This is a genomic window from Nocardioides albertanoniae, assembly GCF_006716315.1.
GTDB classification, from domain to species: domain Bacteria; phylum Actinomycetota; class Actinomycetes; order Propionibacteriales; family Nocardioidaceae; genus Nocardioides; species Nocardioides albertanoniae.
In genome coordinates this window covers 1577270-1593144 of sequence record NZ_VFOV01000001.1, presented here as the reverse complement: position 1 = coordinate 1593144, position 15875 = coordinate 1577270, and the positions used below count along the sequence as shown (strand labels likewise).

Sequence of the window (15875 nt, the reverse complement as noted above, 5' to 3'; positions counted from 1 at the left end):
GAGTCCGATGTCACTGCTGTGGCCAGGCGAGGAGCGCGCCGGGGATCTCTTCTCCGAGGCGGCCTACCTCGCCGCGATGGTGCGGGTCGAGGAGGCCTGGCTGGCCGCGACCGTCTCCGCCGGCATCGCCCCCGAAGAAGCGCGTACGCCGCTGGCCGGCCTGGTCTCCTCGGGCGATCTCCCGGGGCTGGCCGAGGGCGCCGAGGCCGGGGGCAACCCCGTCATCGGCCTGGTGAAGCTGCTGCGCGGCCGACTCGACGGCGAAGCCGCGCGCTGGCTCCACAAGGGCCTGACCAGCCAGGACGTGGTCGACACCGCGCTCGTGCTCTGCCTGCGCGACGTGCTCGACCGGGTCGAGGACGAGCTCGCGGCACAGGCCGCCGCACTGGTTGGCCTCGCCCGGCAGCACCGCGCCACGGTGATGCCGGGCCGCACCCTGACCCAGCACGCGGTGCCGATCACCTTCGGCCTCAAGGCTGCGACCTGGCTCTCCTGCCTGAACGACGCCGCCGAGACGCTCCGTCGCACCCGGGCCTCGCTGCCCGCCCAGATCGGCGGCGCCGCCGGCACCCTCGCCGCGGTCGTCGGGCTCGCCCGGCTCCGTGGGCTCGCCGACCCCGTGGCCGCCGCCCAGGAGGCGACCACCACGGCGGCGACCACCCTCGGGCTGACGCCACGCACCCCTTGGCACACCAACCGTGCCCCGCTGACCACGGCCGCCGATGCCCTGGTCACCGCGGCCGACACCTGGGGTCGGATCGCGGGCGATGTCGCGCTGCTCGCCCGACCCGAGATCGGCGAGCTCGCCGAGCCGGGCGGTGAAGGGCGCGGCGGCTCCTCGACGATGCCGCACAAATCCAACCCGGTGCTCTCGGTGCTCGTCCGCCGCCACGCGCTCGCCGCTCCCCCGCTCGCCTCGACGCTCCACACCGCCGCGGCGAGCTACGTCGACGAGCGCCCCGACGGCGCCTGGCACGTCGAGTGGGAGACCCTGGCCACGCTGGCCCGGCGCAGCGTCGTGGCCGCCTCGCAGACCACCGAGCTCCTCGCCGGTCTGCGCGTCGACGCCGCCCGGATGCGGACCACCGCCGAGGCCGCGGGTGCAGACCTGCTGGCCGAGCAGCGGTCGCTGACCGACTTCGTGGGTGGCGACGTACTCACCGGGACGGACGCCGCGACCGGTCTCGGCGACTATCTCGGCGCCGCCGACGCCCTCATCGACGCCGCGGTCGGCCGCGCCCACGAACTCTGGAAGGACCTTTCATGACGCCGAGGATCACCCCTGTCGAGCTGGCCGGCGACCGGAGCAAGCCGATCCTGGTCGTCGGCCCGTCCCTGGGCACCTCGGTCACCGCGCTCTGGTCCGCCGCTGCCGCGCTGCTCGCCGACAGCTTCCACGTGATCGGCTGGGAGCTGCCGGGCCACGGCCACGGCGCCCCCGCCACCGAAGCGTTCAGCATGGCCGACCTCGCCGCCGGCGTGCTCGCCAGCGTGGACGGTGTCCTCACCGACCGCGGCGAGCGCCACGGCACCTTCGCCTACGCCGGCGACTCGGTCGGCGGAGCCGTCGGCCTCCAGCTCCTGCTCGACGCACCCACCCGGGTGAGCGCCGCGGTGCTGACCAACACCGGCGCCAAGATCGGCGAGCCCGACGGCTGGAACGACCGCGCCGAGACCGTACGCTCCGCCGGCACCGCATCCCAGATCGCCGGCTCCACGCAGCGTTGGTTCGCGCCGGGGTTCCTCGAGCGCGAGCCCGAGCGCGGCGGGGCCCTGCTCCACTCGCTGCGCGACGCCGACGCGGAGAGCTATGCGCTGACCTGCGACGCGCTCGCCGCCCTCGACCTGCGCGGCCGTCTCGCCGAGATCGCAGCCCCCGTGCTGGCGGTCGCGGGAGTCGACGACAGCCCGACGCCGCCGTCCTCCCTGGAGGAGATAGCGGTCGGGGTGCGCCACGGACGCCTCGTCGTCCTCGACGGCGTCGGCCATCTCGCGCCCGCGGAGGCGCCGCATGCGGTCGCCAGCCTGATCACATCCCATGTGAGCGGGTCGGACCAGGCGTACTCGACCGGCATGGACGTACGCCGCCAGGTGCTCGGCGACGCCCACGTCGACCGCGCCACCGTCGCGATCACCGACGTCAACCGCGACTTCCAAGACCTGATCACGCGCTATGCCTGGGGTGACATCTGGACTCGCCCCGGTCTTGCCCGCCGCGACCGCTCGATCGCCGTGCTCACCGCCCTCGTCGCCGGTCGCCACTTCGAGGAGCTCGAGTTCCACCTCCGCGCCGCGCAGACCAACGGGCTGAGCAAGGAGGAGATCATCGAGGTGCTCCTGCAGACCTCGATCTATGTCGGTGTGCCCGCCGCCAACAGCGCGTTCGCCGTCGCCAGCCGCGTCTTCAGCGACTGAGCGACGGCGACCGCTCCCGCCGCGCGGGCCTCAGCGCCCGCTCCGGCGGGAGATGACGATCGCCGCCACGACCGTCCACACCATCGACCCGACCCGGCCCAGCGGCAGGAAGATGCTGGCGTAGTAGACGGCGATCGAGATCACCGACAGCATCGACAGCATGCCGACGACGTAGCCGAAGATCGCGGTGCCCTTGCCGACCAGGCCGGCGGCGCGGAGCTGACGCGCCCCGAAGAAGGCCACGAAGCCGAGCGTGGCCACGTTCACCACGCCACCGGCGTAGAAGCTGGCCAGCCGGAGCATCGAGTGGGTCTCGGCGGAGAGGTCTGGCGCCAGCACCGCCGAGGCGATCGTGATCGCCGACGACACCAGCATGGCCGCCACCGAGATGCCGGCGGCGATGCCCACGGCGCGGTCGCCGGTGCGCGACACCACCACGCGGGCGAAGGCGGCGAAGCCGACGACGGAGACGGCCTGCAGGAGCGCGCCGGTGATCGCTGCGAGCGGGTTGTCGACCACGAACGCCTTGATCTGCGCACCGGAGTCGGTCGGCAGCGGCACGGCGCCTTCGGCGAACATGCCGGCCACGGGGCTCACCGCCAGATAGGCGACCAGGAAGACGGCCGCTCCCGCGATCGCGGTGCGGGACAATGCTCTGTCTGCCGGGGCAGACGTGATCGTTGTAGACATTCTCGAGACTCCTCGCTTGCTCGGATCGGATGTCTCGAGCATTCCGTCGTCGCTCCCGCACGGCGTCCGGCCCGCGGCGGCCCCGACCTACGCAGTTCTACGTACGTCCAGCGGCACGGGCGACCAGCGGCTAGCGTCCGGCTCATGCCCCAAGCCCGTTTGCGCACCGAGCGCCTCGACCTGGTCCCGCTGCACGAGGAGCACCTGCCGTTCCTCGTCGACCTCAACTCCGACCCGGTGGTGCTCCGCTACCTCTTCACCCGCGCCCTCACGCCGCAGGAGACCGAGGCACGGATGCGCAGGTGGCTCGAGACCGCCACCGAGGATCAGGGCAAGTGGATCGCGTACGCCGCCGGCGAGCCGGTCGCGCTCTTCATGCTCGAGCCGCCCGACAGCCCGCCGCGGACCGACGCGGCCGAGCTCGGCTACCGGATCCCGGAGCGCCACTGGCGCAAGGGGTTCGCAAAAGAGGGGTCGCTCGAGCTGCTTCGACATGCCTTCGACGACCTCGGTCAGCGCGTCGTCATCGCCCAGACGATGGCCGTCAACGAGGCCTCCCGGGCGACCATGGCGTCGGTCGGGATGAGCCTGACCCGCAGCTTCCACGAGGAGTTCGAGGAGCCGCTCGCGGGGCACGCCGACGGCGAGGTCGAATACGAGATCACCCGCGCGCAGTGGCTCGCGAGCCACCCGGGGTAGGCTGCGACCACGCTCGTGGTGCAGGAACCCGGTGAGAGTCCGGGGCGGTTCCGCCACTGTGTTGTTCGCGCGGAGCGCGAGCACAGCCAGACACTGTTCATGGGCGATCCGACCGATCGACGGGGCGAGAACCCCTAGGAGGACCCCGGCATGGCCGACTCTGCACGCGTACGCATCGCCCTTCTGTCCACCTCGGACACCGACCTGCTCTCGGCCCGCGCCAGCGAGGCCGACTACGCCTGGGCGAACCCGTCGCGGGCCACCGACCTCGAAGCCGTCGTCGCCGACGCCGACCTCGTCGTCTTCCGGCTGCTCGGCTCGCCGAGCGACCTGTGGGAGGGCCTGGCCGCGGTCAAGGATCGCGGCACCCCGGTGGTGGTGCTCGGCGGCGAGCAGCAGCCGAGCGCCGAGCTGATGGAGCACTCCTCGGTGCCGATGGGTGTCGCCGCGGAGGCGCACCGCTATCTGGCCGAGGGGGGGCCGGCCAACCTCGCCCAGCTGCACGCGTTCCTCTCCGACACGGTCCTGCTGACCGGGTTCGGCTTCGAGCCGCCGGCCCCCGTGCCGGCGTGGGGGTTCGCGGACCGTGTTGGTCTCGACACGGATTCGCTCGTACCTCGCGAATCCGGCTCGACCGACGGGGGCGGCTCGACCAGCGGGGAGCCGCGGATCGGGATCCTCTACTACCGCGCCCACGAGACCAGTGGGAACACCGCGTTCGCCCACGCGCTGGCCGATGCCATCGACGCGACCGGGCAGGCCACCGGCGTACCCGTCTTCGCGGGGTCGCTGCGCTCCGCGCCCGACGACCTGTACGAGGCGCTCGGCACCCTGGACGCGCTCATCGTGACCGTGCTCGCGGCCGGTGGCTCGGTGCCGGCGTCCGCCTCCGCCGGCGGTGAGGACGAGGCGTGGGACGTCGAGCGGATGGCGGCGCTCGACATCCCGGTGCTGCAGGGGCTGTGCCTGACGAGCTCCCGCGCGGAGTGGGAGGCCTCCGACGACGGCGTCACCCCGCTCGACTCCGCCTCGCAGATCGCGATCCCGGAGTTCGACGGGCGGATCATCACCGCGCCGTTCTCGTTCAAGGAGCTCGACGAGCAGGGTCTCCCCCACTACGTCGCCGACCCCGAGCGCACCACCCGCGTCGCCAGGATCGCGGTCAACCACGCGAAGCTGCGCCACAAGTCCAACCAGGACAAGCGCCTCGCGCTCGTGCTCTCCGCCTACCCGACCAAGCACTCCCGCATCGGCAACGCGGTCGGCCTCGACACCCCGGTCTCCGCGATCCGGATGCTGCGTCGGCTGCGCGAGGAGGGCTATGACCTCGGCACCGACAACGAGGTCGTACGCATCCTCGACGGCGCTGACGACACCGCCGCCGGCGACGCGCTGATCCACGCCCTGATCGCCGCCGGCGGGCAGGACGAGGAGTGGCTGACCAACGCTCAGCTCACCGACGCCCACGTACGCATCTCGAAGGCTTCCTACGACGAGTGGACCAAGGATCTCCCCGCTGACCTGCGCGAACAGATGGTCGAGACCTGGGGTCCGACGCCGGGCAGCCTGTTCGTCAACGACGACAACGAGCTCGTGCTGGCCACGCTCCAGGCCGGCAACATCGTGCTCCTCATCCAGCCGCCGCGCGGTTTCGGGGAGAACCCGGTCGCGATCTACCACGACCCCGACCTGGCCCCGTCGCACCACTACATCGGCGCCTACCGCTGGCTGGGCAGTGCTGTTGAAGATGGGGGCTTCGGGGCCGACGCCGTCGTCCACCTCGGCAAGCACGGCTCGATGGAGTGGCTGCCGGGCAAGAACGCAGCCCTCTCGGCGTCGTGCGGACCCGACGCCGCGATCGGCAACATGCCGCTGATCTACCCGTTCCTCGTCAACGACCCCGGCGAGGGCGCGCAGGCCAAGCGCCGCGCGCACGCCACCATCGTCGACCACCTGGTGCCGCCGATGGCGCGTGCGGAGTCCTACGGCGACATCGCGCGGCTGGAGTCGCTGATGGAGGAGTACGACCGGATCTCCTCCATGGACCCGGCCAAGCTGCCCGCCATCCGTGGCGAGATCTGGCAGCTGATGAAGGCCGCCGAGCTCCACCGCGACCTCGGCATGGAGGAACGCCCCGAGGACGACGACTTCGACGACTTCATGCTCCACATCGACGGCTGGCTCTGCGAGATCAAGGACGCCCAGATCCGCGACGGGCTGCACGTGCTCGGCGCCGCCCCCGAGGGTGAGGCACGGGTCAACCTGGTGCTCTCGATCCTGCGCGCGGCGCAGGTCTGGGGCGGCGTCGGTGGCGCCGTGCCCGGTCTGCGGGCAGCGCTCGGCCTCAAGGACGGCGCCGAGACGAAGGCCGTCGACGAGATCGAGACCCAGGCGAAGGATCTGGTGCAGCGGATGGACGACGCCGGCTGGGACCCCGCCGCCGCGACGACCCTCCACGACGACCCCGCCGTGCAGCAGGTGCTGGTCTTCGCCGCCGAGCAGGTCGTGCCGCGGCTGGACGGCACGACCGACGAGCTCGCCGCGGTCCTGCACGCGCTCGAGGGCGGCTTCGTACCGGCCGGCCCCTCGGGCTCACCGCTGCGTGGCCTGGTCAACGTGCTCCCCACGGGTCGCAACTTCTACACCGTCGACCCGCGCGCGGTGCCGTCGCGACTCGCCTGGCAGACCGGTCAGGCGATGGCCGACTCGCTGCTGCAGCGCTACCTCGACGAGACCGGCGACTACCCGGCGAGCGTCGGGCTCTCGGTGTGGGGCACCAGCGCGATGCGTACGGCCGGAGACGACATCGCCGAGGTGCTCGCCCTGCTCGGCGTGCGCCCGGAGTGGGACGAGGCCTCGCGCCGCATCACCCGCCTCGACATCACCCCGCTCGAGGAGCTCGGCCGGCCACGGATCGACGTGACCGTACGCATCTCGGGCTTCTTCCGCGACGCCTTTCCCCACGTGGTCGCGATGCTCGACGACGCGGTGCGGATGGTCGCCGACCTCGACGAGCCTCCCGAGGACAACTTCGTGCGTGCGCACACGCTCGCCGACCTCGACGACCACGGTGACCAGCGCCGCGCGACCTCACGGATCTTCGGCTCCAAGCCGGGTTCGTACGGTGCCGGGATCCTGCAGGCGATCGAGTCGGGCAACTGGCGCTCCGACCAGGATCTGGCCGACGTCTACGCAGCCTGGGGCGGGTTCGCCTACGGTCGCGACCTCGACGGCGCACCGGCGGCCGACGACATGCGTGCCAACTACCGCCGGATCAAGGTGGCCGCGAAGAACGTCGACTCCGCCGAGCACGACATCGCCGACTCCGACGACTACTTCCAGTACCACGGCGGCATGGTCGCCACGGTGCGCGCGCTGACCGGCTCCGACCCGAAGGCCTACGTCGGCGACTCCACCTCCCCCGACGCGATCAAGACGCGCACGCTGCAGGAGGAGACCAACCGCGTCTTCCGCGCCCGCGTGGTCAACCCGCGCTGGATCTCGGCGATGCAGCGCCACGGCTACAAGGGCGCCTTCGAGCTGGCCGCGACCGTCGACTACCTCTTCGGCTTCGACGCCACCGCAGGTGTGGTGCACGACTGGATGTACGAGAAGCTCGCCAACGAGTATGTGCTGGACGAGACCAACCAGGAGTTCATGCGGGCCTCGAACCCGTGGGCGCTGCGTGGGATCGTCGAGCGGCTGCACGAGGCGGCCGAGCGCGGGTTGTGGGAAGAGCCCGACCGTGAGCTGATGGCGAAGATGCAGGAGATCTATCTCGACATCGAAGGTGACCTGGAGGACGACAAATGACATCGTCTGGGCGGCGTCGGATCAAGATCATCGGCGTCGGCCCGGGCGACCCCGACCAGGTCACCCTGGAGGCGGTCGCCGCGATGCGGTCTGTCGACTACTTCCTGGTCACCGACAAGTCGGGCACGGCCAAGGGCGGGATGCCTGATCCGCTGGTGCGGGCGCGCGAGGAGCTGCTCGACCGTCACCTCGACCGGCCGGCTCAGGTGGTCAAGATCGCCGACCCGCCCCGGGAGCGCCGCGCGGAGTTCACCGGCACCGACGCGGACTATCGGGCTGCGGTCGACGCCTGGCACCGTGCCCGGGTGGAGAAGTATCTCGCCGTGCTCGACGAGCACCCCGGCGATGTCGGCTTCCTGGTCTGGGGCGACCCGGCCTTCTACGACTCCACGATCCGCGTCGTCGACCAGATCGCGGCGGAGGTCGACGTGGAGATCGACGTGATCCCCGGGATCTCCTCGGTGCAGCTGCTCGCCGCGCGCCACCGGATCGTGCTGCACGAGGTCGCGCGGCCTCTCTACGTGACCACCGGCCGCGCGGCGCTCGACGCCGTCGAGGCCGGCCACGACAACATCGTGGTGATGCTCAACCGCGTCGTCGACCTCCCCGGGCTCGGCGACTGGCGGATCTGGTGGGGCGGCAACCTCGGCACGCGTGAGGAGGAGCTGGTCGCCGGCACCGTCGGCGAGGTGCTGCCCGCGATCGAGGAGGCCCGCGAGCGGCTGCGCGCTGCGGCTGGGTGGGTCATGGACATCTACCTCCTGCGGGCTCCGCGATGACTCATGAGTCACTGTGGTCCCGCGCGCCCCAGGGATACCCGGTTGACCGGGTATCCCACACCCAGGGCACCCGATGAGCGGCCTGCTCGTCGCCGGCACCACGTCGGACGCCGGCAAGTCGATCGTCACCACCGGCCTGTGCCGGGCCTTCGCGCGTCGCGGCGTCGAGGTCGCGCCCTACAAGGCGCAGAACATGTCCAACAACTCGATGGTCTGCCAGGCCCCGGACGGAACGACGGCAGAGATCGGCCGGGCGCAGTGGGTGCAGGCGCGCGCAGCGCAGGTCACCCCCGAGCCGGCGATGAACCCGGTGCTGCTCAAGCCCGGCTCCGACCGCCGCAGCCACGTGGTGCTGATGGGGCAGCCTGCCGGCGAGGTCTCCTCCCGCGACTGGGAGGCGGGTCGCCGGCATCTGGCGACGGCTGCTCATGCGGCGTACGACGATCTCGCCTCCCGTTTCGACGTGGTCATCGCCGAGGGCGCCGGCAGCCCGGCGGAGATCAACCTGCGCGCGGGCGACTACGTCAACATGGGGCTGGCCCGCCACGCCGGGCTGCCGACGATCGTCGTGGGTGACATCGACCGGGGCGGCGTGTTCGCGGCGATGTACGGCACCCTCGCTCTCCTCGAGCCCGCGGACCAGGCTCTGATCAGCGGTTTTGTGATCAACAAGTTCCGCGGGGACGCCTCGTTGCTGAAGCCTGGGCTCGACTCGCTGGAGTCTCTGACCGAGCGCCGGGTCTTCGGTGTGCTCCCCTGGGACCCGTCGCTGTGGCTCGACTCGGAGGACGCGCTCGACCTGGAAGGGCGTCGCTCGGCGGCCGGAGCGACCCGCAAGGTCGCGGTCGTACGCCTCCCCCGCATCTCCAACTTCACCGACGTCGACGCGCTCGGCCTCGAGCCCGACCTCGACGTCGTCTTCGCCTCCTCGCCGCACGACATCTCCGACGCCGACCTGGTCGTGCTGCCCGGCACCCGCTCGACGATCAGCGACCTGGCCTGGCTGCGCTCGCGCGGTCTCGACGCGGCCATCACCGAGCACGTACGCCGCGGCCGCCCGCTCCTCGGGATCTGCGGTGGCTTCCAGATGCTCGGGGCCGTGATCGCAGACCCCGACGGTGTCGAGGGATCCGTCGCGGAGGTCGAGGGGCTGGGTCTGCTCGACGTACGCACCGACTTCGCCCCGGAGAAGGCGCTGCGGCTGCCCACCGGGTCGGCGCTCGGTGTCGAGGCGAGCGGCTACGAGATCCATCACGGCCGGATCAGCCGCGGCGACGGAGCCGAGGAGTTCCTGGGTGGGGCCCGGGCCGGCAGTGTCTTCGGCACGATGTGGCACGGCAGCCTGGAGGGCGACGCGCTGCGGGGCGCTCTCCTCGCCGAGACCCTCGGGCGCGCACCGTCCGACGTCTCCTTCCCGGCCGCGCGCGAACGTCGTCTGGATCTCATCGGCGACCTCGTCGAGGAGCACCTCGACGTCGACGCGCTGCTCGACCTGGCCCGGGAGAGCCGATGCGGCTGCTGATCCTGGGCGGGACCGGGGAGGCGCGGGAGCTGGCCGCGCGGGTGGTCGACGCCGGGGTCGACGTCACCTCGTCGTTGGCGGGCCGGGTCGCGCGGCCACGGCTGCCGGTGGGTGCGGTGCGGATCGGCGGGTTCGGCGGGGTCGCCGGGCTGCGGGTGGCGCTCGCTGAGTTCGACGCGGTGGTCGACGCCACCCATCCGTTCGCCCGCGGCATCTCGGCCAACACGGCGGCGGCCTGCGCGGAGACCGGCCACCCGCTGCTCCGGCTGGCGCGGCCCGGCTGGCCGGCCGACCCGGCCTGGAGCTACGTCGAGACCCACGACCAGGCCGCCACGCTCGCCGCGACCCTGGGGAAGCGTCCGTTCCTCACCGTCGGACGTCAGGAGCTGGCCCGGTTCGTCCCGGCGCTCGCCGGGCACGAGGCCCTGGCCCGCGTGGTCGACCGTCCCGAGATCGACCTGCCGGAGCCGTGGACGCTGCTGACCAGCCGCGGGCCGTACGACCTCGACGGCGAGCTCGCGCTGATGCGCGAGCACGGCAGCGACGTGCTCATCACCAAGGACTCCGGCGGCAGCTACACCTGGCCGAAGATGCAGGCGGCCGGGCGGCTCGGCATCGAGGTGGTGGTCGTACGTCGGCCGGAGAGCCCTTCCGGGGTCCGGACCGTCGACGACGTCTCCGCGGCGCTGACCTGGGTGATGGGGTTGGGGGACGCTGTGAGGGAGGGTCCGAGCTCGTGAACGGATTCACCAGGTCGGACCCTTCCCCACAGGCACGGGTCCTGGTGGGGATGTCCGTCACCGACGTCGACCGACGCGGCGAGCTGCTCGCCCTGGCCCGCACCCACGACGCGAGCCTCGCGTTCCTGCAGATGGGCGACCCGTCGCTGGCGGCCGACCTGACCCGCCTGGCAGACCTGGGAGAGAAGACGATCACGCTCGTCGGCGTCAGCCTCGGCCCGCTCGCGCCCGGCCATTCGTGGCTACGCAGGATCGCCGCGCACTGGTGGCGGGAACGCGGCGGGACCCGTCCGGAGATCCGGGTCGCAACCGGGTTGGTCACCGCTCCCGACGAGCTCGCCGAGGCACTGGCGGAGACCCGCCCGCTCACCGGCACCGAGCCCGGACTCACCTCGCCCGCCTGGGAACAGGTCAGCAACCACGTACGCCAGGTGCTGATCTGCCGCGGCCCGCGCTGCACCGCGAAGGGCTCTGATGAGACCGCGAAGGCCGTCATCCTGGGCGCGATGGAGGCCGGTCTCGGCGACGATGACCTGCTGATCACCCACACCGGCTGCCAGTTCCCGTGCAACCAGGCGCCGGTGGTCAACGTGCAGCCCGACGACGTCTGGTACGGCCACGTCGACGCCGCCGCCGCGCAGGCGATCGTGCGCGACCACCTCGCCGACGGCCACCCATTGGAGACCCACCGCCTCCCCCGCTGACCCGTCGAGTCGGCTCGTTCTAACGAGCCGACTCGACGTGGGGTCACAGGCTGGCGGCGAACGCCTTGCGCTCGGCGACAGCCTGCTGCTGGCGGTGAAGCCGACCGATCAGGCCGGTCAGTGCCACCCCGAGCACACCCCACATCGTGGCGAGCGTGATCAGCGAGGCGAGCCGGAAGGACCACAGCGTGTCGGCCGGGAAGTCGCCGATCTCGTTGACGGTCGTGAAGAGCTGACCGGCGACGACCACCACGACCAGGTAGGCGGCGGTGCCACCGACCACGGCGGCGTACGTGCCGAACCGCTCCCGCAGCCGCACGGCGCCGTAGGTGGCGAGCGCGGCCGCGACCACGGAGACGAGCAGGTAGCCGAAGTAGACCGACGTGCGCAGCCCGATGGTGTCGCCGCTGCCGACGGCGGGCGGCGTGGCCGGATACTTGAGGAACGGCACGAGTGCGAACGCCACGAAACCGATCACCGTGACCAGCGCGGTCGACTGCCCTGGTGAGAGCCGTCCGATCCTGCCGAGCGCGACGGCTGCGACCAGGGCGACGATGCCTCCGAGCGCGACGCCGATGGCCAGCGTGCCGGTCAGCAGACCCCAGGTGCTCTGGTTGGTGCGGGAGACCTCGGGGGTCTCATCACCGCCCTCGGCTCCGGCACCCTCGGCATGCGAGTGGGAGTGCCCGTCACCACCGGCATCTTCGAGCGCGATGGCAGCGCCGACCTGCGGCTCACCGACGGCGTACGCCACCATGAAGGTGACGATGCCGGCGAGGAGACCAGCTAGCAGGCCGCGTACAAGAAATGCACGCGCACTCATCAGTGGCAGGGGTAGCCGAGGAGGTGGCGACCGTCGTGGACCCACTCGTGGACGAACGTGCCGGACGGGATCGAGATGGCGCCCTGGTCGGCGCTGATGAAGAAGATCACCAGCAGACCGAGGAGCCCGAAGAAGAGCGCCCACGGCGCGAGCTCACGGAGCGGGATGGTCGGAACGGCGGCACCCGCGACGGGTGCGACAGCAGGCTGCGACATAAGTCCTCCTCAGGGATACGTGCGTCCCTGTTCGTTGGGGTTGGACGGACACTCGGGTCTGACTCCACCGCCTTGAGGCGATGTCACAGTAGCGCGACTGTGCCGGAGTTCCACCGGCTTCCTCGTGCCCGTTCGCTGCACTCTAACGGACTTAACCCGGCCCCGAGACTGGCTTCCAGATACAGGATCAGCTCGCCCAGGCCCCCTCACCTGCTCGATCACGATCACGTCGGTCACCTCGGAGAGTTGACCCGGCTCTTCACGTGTCGGGCCGGCCACCAGAACCGCTCGCCGAGGACGAAGGCCAGCGCGGGCACGAGCAGGGTGCGTACGACCAGGGTGTCGAGCAGCACGCCGATGCACACGATGGTGCCGATCTGGGCGAGCGCGACGACGGGGAGGATGCCGAGCACGACGAACACCGCCGCGAGCACGATGCCCGCGCTGGTGATGACGCCACCGGTGACGCTCAGCGCCTCCTGCATGCCGTCGCGGGTGCCGAGCCGGGCGCGTTCCTCGCGGGCGCGGGTGGTCAGGAAGATGTTGTAGTCCACCCCTAGCGCGACCAGGAACAGGAACGCGTAGAGGACGACCCGGTTGTCGAAGGCCGGGAACCCGAGCAGGTTCTGGAAGAGGAGGTTGCCGGCGCCCAGGCTCGCGAAGAAGGTCGCCAGCACCGTCAGGATCAGCAGGACCGGCGCGAGCAGCGACCGCAGCAGCACGACCAGGACCAGGAACACGACCAGCACGATCAGCGGGATGATCAGGTTACGGTCGCGCGCGTCGGCGTCGTTCTCGTCCAGTGCGGACGCATCCGGCCCGCCGACCAGCACGCCGTCGAGGGTTGCGTCGTCCGCGTACGTCTCGCGGAGGTCGCGGATCGTCGAGAAGGCCTCGTCGGTCTGCGATCCGCCCTCGACGGCGATCATGATCCGGGTCCAGCCCTCTGCGGCGCCCGAGACAGTCGCGTCACCGACACCGGTGACGGTCTTCGCCGAGGCCACGGCCGGGGCAGCCTGGTCGTCGGGGGCGAGCACGGTCAGCGAGGTGCCGTAGTCGCTGCCGAACGCCTCGGTCGCGACCCGCTCACCCTGGACCGACTCCGGATCGCCGAGGAGCTGCTCGGTCTGGCTCAGCCCGATCCTGGCACCCAACAGACCGACAGCGAGGATGCCGAGGACGACGACGGTGGCGGCCGCGATCGTCGCCGGCCGCCTGCGTACGCCCCGGCCCACCCGCCCCCAGAACGACGGCCGTTCGGTGCGCTCGGCGCCGGGTCGCGGGACGAACGGCCAGAACAGACCACGGCCGCAGACCAGCACGGCGGCCGGGAGAACCAACAGAGCCATGGCGAGCGCGATCGCGATCCCGATCGCACACGCCAGGCCGAGCGCACGGTTGCCGGAGAGGCTGGCGAAGAGCAGCATCAGCAGGCTGAGCACGACCGTGCCGCCGCTGGCGAGGATCGCCGGCCCCGCTCCGGCGACGGCCTCACGCATGGCCACCCGTCGGTCCTCGTGGGCGAGCAGCCCTTCGCGGTAGCGGGCGATCAGCAGCAGCGCGTAGTTGGTGCCGGCCCCGAAGACCAGGACCGACAAGATGCCCATGATGGAGGCGTCGACCGCGATGTCGAACCGCTCCGCGATGGCGCCGACGACGAATCGCGCCAGCCCGTCGCCGGTGGCCACCACCAGGAGCGGCACCAGCCACAGCACCGGGCTGCGGTAGGTCAGGATCAGCAGCAGAGCAACCACTCCCGCAGTGACCAGCAGCAGACGTACGTCCGTGCCGGCGAAGGCGTTGACGGTGTCGGCCTGGAAGCCGACAGCGCCGGAGAGGTAGGTGTCGACACCATCAGGCCGGCCCTCGGTGGCGATCTCCCGGAGCCGGTCGGCCTGCTCGACGATCGCCTCCGACTCGCCACCCGCACCCTCGACCGGCACCGCGATCATCGCGGCCGAACGGTCCTCGTTCAGCTGCGGCCGGACCGCCTGCGGGGCGACCGACTCGGCGGCGAGCCCGGCGACGGCAGCCTCGAGATAAGCCGTCTGCTCCGCGGAGAACGCCGATCCGTCGCCGGTCGCGACCACCACGAGCGCCAGGCTCTGGTCCGCGTCCGGGAAGGCTTTCAGCAGCCTCGCCACCCGCGAGGAGTCGGCGTCATCGGGCGCCGAGGACGGAGGCGCGGAGTCGTTCGACGTCGTGGGCAGCAGCGCGAACAGCGCACCGAGGGCGAGCACCGCGACGGCGAGAACCACCAACGATGAGATCCGGCCGGTCTGCAGCCGAGCAAGGTGCTTCATGCGACTCCATCGTGTTGGCGGAGCCCGAACTCTATACCCCCCTCCTTGACATTGATAACCGTTCTCATTACTGTCTGGTCGGCCTGCGCAGCGTAGGCACCGATGAGAACGGAGTGATCGACCGATGAGAGGTCTCAAGCCCTGGGGCACTGCGGTGTCCGTCTTGGCCATGCTGGCGGCGACCGGATGTGGTGCGGCCAGCTCAGGCAGCACGATCGGTGAGGCCGACCGGCGTGCGACCACCGTGGACAGCTGCGGCCGGGAGGTGGAGTTCGACTCGCCGCCGCAACGAGTGATGGCGATCGGCTCGGAGGCGCCGTCGTTGCTCGTCGCCGCGGGCGCGGGCGACAAGATCACCCACTACGCCGGCAGCCTCGACGTACCCTTCGACGAAGCGACGAGCACGGTGGTCGAGAAAGCCGAACGGGTCACCGAGGACTCCCACGACGTCTCGTTCGAGATGATCGTCAGCTCCGGCGTCGACGCCGTCATCGGCACCGATGTCACCGCAGGTGTCGACATCGACGCACTCGCCGCCCGGCTGGACAAGGCCGGCGTGCAGATGCTGACCGTGAGCGGCTACTGCGCCGGCTTCGAGGACCGCTCCACCGACGGCCTGAGCGGGTTCGACCTGATCTACCGCGACATCGAGACGTACGGCCGGCTGTTCGGGACCGACCCGACGGCGAAGCAGGCGGTGCAGAACCTCCAGAAGCGCGTCGAGGCCGCGGCCCACCGGGCGAGCGGCCCGCGGCGCAGCGCGGTGCCGCTCTACGTGCCGACCGAGGGCACCTTGGGCTCCTACGGCGGCCAGTCCCTGGTCGCCGAGCAGATGACCGAGCTGGGCCTGGACAACGTCTTCGCCGACGTGCCGAAGCGCTACTTCGAGCCCTCGACCGAGGAGCTGGTCGACAGCACACCGGACCTGGTCTTCGCGATGTATCTGCCCACCGGCTCCTCGAGCCTGGAGAGCGACGAGGACGTCATCGACGCGCTTCGTGATCGTCCAGAGCTCGCCGGGATCGAGGCGATCGAGAAGGACGGTGCCGTGCTGCCGCTGAACTACTTCTACACCTCCCCCGGCCCGCTCGCCGTCGACGGGCTCGAGCTCCTCGCGGACAGGCTGGCCGCCTCGTGAACCACCCGGTGAACCACCCCACAACCCACCCCCT

12 protein-coding genes and 1 pseudogene are annotated in these 15875 nt (G+C 71.3%); 9 read left to right on the top strand and 4 right to left on the bottom strand.

The genetic code is table 11. The features are described from left to right. Positions 1-7: 7 nt before the first annotated feature. Together FB381_RS07580 and pcaDC are read left to right on the top strand one after the other, a co-directional pair. A complete protein-coding gene (locus FB381_RS07580) occupies positions 8-1267 on the top strand; it encodes a lyase family protein (protein WP_141779724.1) in 1260 nt (419 codons plus the stop codon). Further along, positions 1264-2415: a bifunctional 3-oxoadipate enol-lactonase/4-carboxymuconolactone decarboxylase PcaDC gene (pcaDC, locus tag FB381_RS07575; protein ID WP_141779723.1), complete on the top strand. Its 1152-nt coding sequence runs from the start codon at positions 1264-1266 to the stop codon at positions 2413-2415. Before FB381_RS07580 ends, pcaDC begins: the two co-directional genes overlap by 4 nt. 30 nt (positions 2416-2445) lie before the next feature. On the opposite strand, the gene FB381_RS07570 is transcribed toward pcaDC, so the two are convergent. Continuing rightward, the gene (locus FB381_RS07570; protein WP_141779722.1) at positions 2446-3105 is read right to left on the bottom strand and encodes a hypothetical protein; all 660 of its coding nucleotides are present in this window, start codon (positions 3103-3105) and stop codon (positions 2446-2448) included. Between the two features lie 144 nt (positions 3106-3249). Between FB381_RS07570 and FB381_RS07565 the strand changes: the two genes are divergently transcribed. The 6 genes from FB381_RS07565 (at position 3250) to FB381_RS07540 (ending at position 11362) form a co-directional block, all read left to right on the top strand. Continuing rightward, positions 3250-3804 (top strand): GNAT family N-acetyltransferase, encoded by a 555-nt coding sequence (locus FB381_RS07565; protein ID WP_141779721.1) that lies wholly within the window; start codon positions 3250-3252, stop codon positions 3802-3804. Positions 3805-3954: 150 nt separating this feature from the next. After that, entirely contained in the window at positions 3955-7617 is a 3663-nt protein-coding gene (cobN, locus tag FB381_RS07560; protein WP_141779720.1) for a cobaltochelatase subunit CobN, read from the top strand. Continuing rightward, a complete protein-coding gene (gene cobF, locus FB381_RS07555; RefSeq protein ID WP_141779719.1) occupies positions 7614-8396 on the top strand; it encodes a precorrin-6A synthase (deacetylating) in 783 nt (260 codons plus the stop codon). Before cobN ends, cobF begins: the two co-directional genes overlap by 4 nt. 73 nt (positions 8397-8469) lie before the next feature. Continuing rightward, positions 8470-9918: a cobyric acid synthase gene (locus tag FB381_RS07550; RefSeq protein ID WP_141779718.1), complete on the top strand. Its 1449-nt coding sequence runs from the start codon at positions 8470-8472 to the stop codon at positions 9916-9918. Next, positions 9906-10658, top strand: a complete 753-nt coding sequence (locus FB381_RS07545; protein ID WP_141779717.1) for a cobalt-precorrin-6A reductase — start codon at positions 9906-9908, stop codon at positions 10656-10658. The genes FB381_RS07550 and FB381_RS07545 overlap by 13 nt, the downstream gene beginning before the upstream one ends. Positions 10659-10708: 50 nt before the next feature. Further along, positions 10709-11362, top strand: coding sequence for a (2Fe-2S) ferredoxin domain-containing protein (locus FB381_RS07540; protein WP_141779716.1), 654 nt, complete (start codon positions 10709-10711; stop codon positions 11360-11362). Between the two features lie 43 nt (positions 11363-11405). Here the strand turns inward: FB381_RS07540 and FB381_RS07535 are convergent. The 3 genes and pseudogenes from FB381_RS07535 to FB381_RS07525 all read right to left on the bottom strand — a co-directional run. Continuing rightward, positions 11406-12167 (bottom strand): annotated as a pseudogene (locus tag FB381_RS07535) (CbtA family protein); the annotation flags it as partial. A 17-nt stretch (positions 12168-12184) separates the two neighbouring features. After that, a complete protein-coding gene (locus tag FB381_RS07530) occupies positions 12185-12400 on the bottom strand; it encodes a CbtB domain-containing protein (protein WP_141779714.1) in 216 nt (71 codons plus the stop codon). Positions 12401-12633: 233 nt separating this feature from the next. Further along, on the bottom strand, positions 12634-14703 hold the full coding sequence (locus FB381_RS07525; RefSeq protein WP_141779713.1) for an MMPL family transporter: 2070 nt from the start codon (positions 14701-14703) through the stop codon (positions 12634-12636). Positions 14704-14857: 154 nt separating this feature from the next. Here FB381_RS07525 and FB381_RS07520 point away from each other — a divergent pair, with 154 nt between their 5' ends. Then, positions 14858-15841, top strand: a complete 984-nt coding sequence (locus FB381_RS07520) for an ABC transporter substrate-binding protein (RefSeq protein WP_211352354.1) — start codon at positions 14858-14860, stop codon at positions 15839-15841. Positions 15842-15875: the final 34 nt, after the last annotated feature.

Bases quoted from the DNA above. Each gene is read 5' to 3' on its own strand.
- pcaDC (WP_141779723.1), top strand. From the start codon at position 1,264: ATGACGCCGAGGATCACCCCTGTCGAGCTGGCCGGCGACCGGAGCAAG.
- FB381_RS07540 (WP_141779716.1), top strand. From the start codon at position 10,709: ATGTCCGTCACCGACGTCGACCGACGCGGCGAGCTGCTCGCCCTGGCC.
- FB381_RS07565 (WP_141779721.1), top strand. From the start codon at position 3,250: ATGCCCCAAGCCCGTTTGCGCACCGAGCGCCTCGACCTGGTCCCGCTG.
- FB381_RS07570 (WP_141779722.1), bottom strand. From the start codon at position 3,105: ATGTCTACAACGATCACGTCTGCCCCGGCAGACAGAGCATTGTCCCGC.
- cobF (WP_141779719.1), top strand. From the start codon at position 7,614: ATGACATCGTCTGGGCGGCGTCGGATCAAGATCATCGGCGTCGGCCCG.
- FB381_RS07550 (WP_141779718.1), top strand. From the start codon at position 8,470: ATGAGCGGCCTGCTCGTCGCCGGCACCACGTCGGACGCCGGCAAGTCG.
- FB381_RS07525 (WP_141779713.1), bottom strand. From the start codon at position 14,703: ATGAAGCACCTTGCTCGGCTGCAGACCGGCCGGATCTCATCGTTGGTG.
- FB381_RS07545 (WP_141779717.1), top strand. From the start codon at position 9,906: ATGCGGCTGCTGATCCTGGGCGGGACCGGGGAGGCGCGGGAGCTGGCC.
- cobN (WP_141779720.1), top strand. From the start codon at position 3,955: ATGGCCGACTCTGCACGCGTACGCATCGCCCTTCTGTCCACCTCGGAC.
- FB381_RS07580 (WP_141779724.1), top strand. From the start codon at position 8: ATGTCACTGCTGTGGCCAGGCGAGGAGCGCGCCGGGGATCTCTTCTCC.
- FB381_RS07530 (WP_141779714.1), bottom strand. From the start codon at position 12,400: ATGTCGCAGCCTGCTGTCGCACCCGTCGCGGGTGCCGCCGTTCCGACC.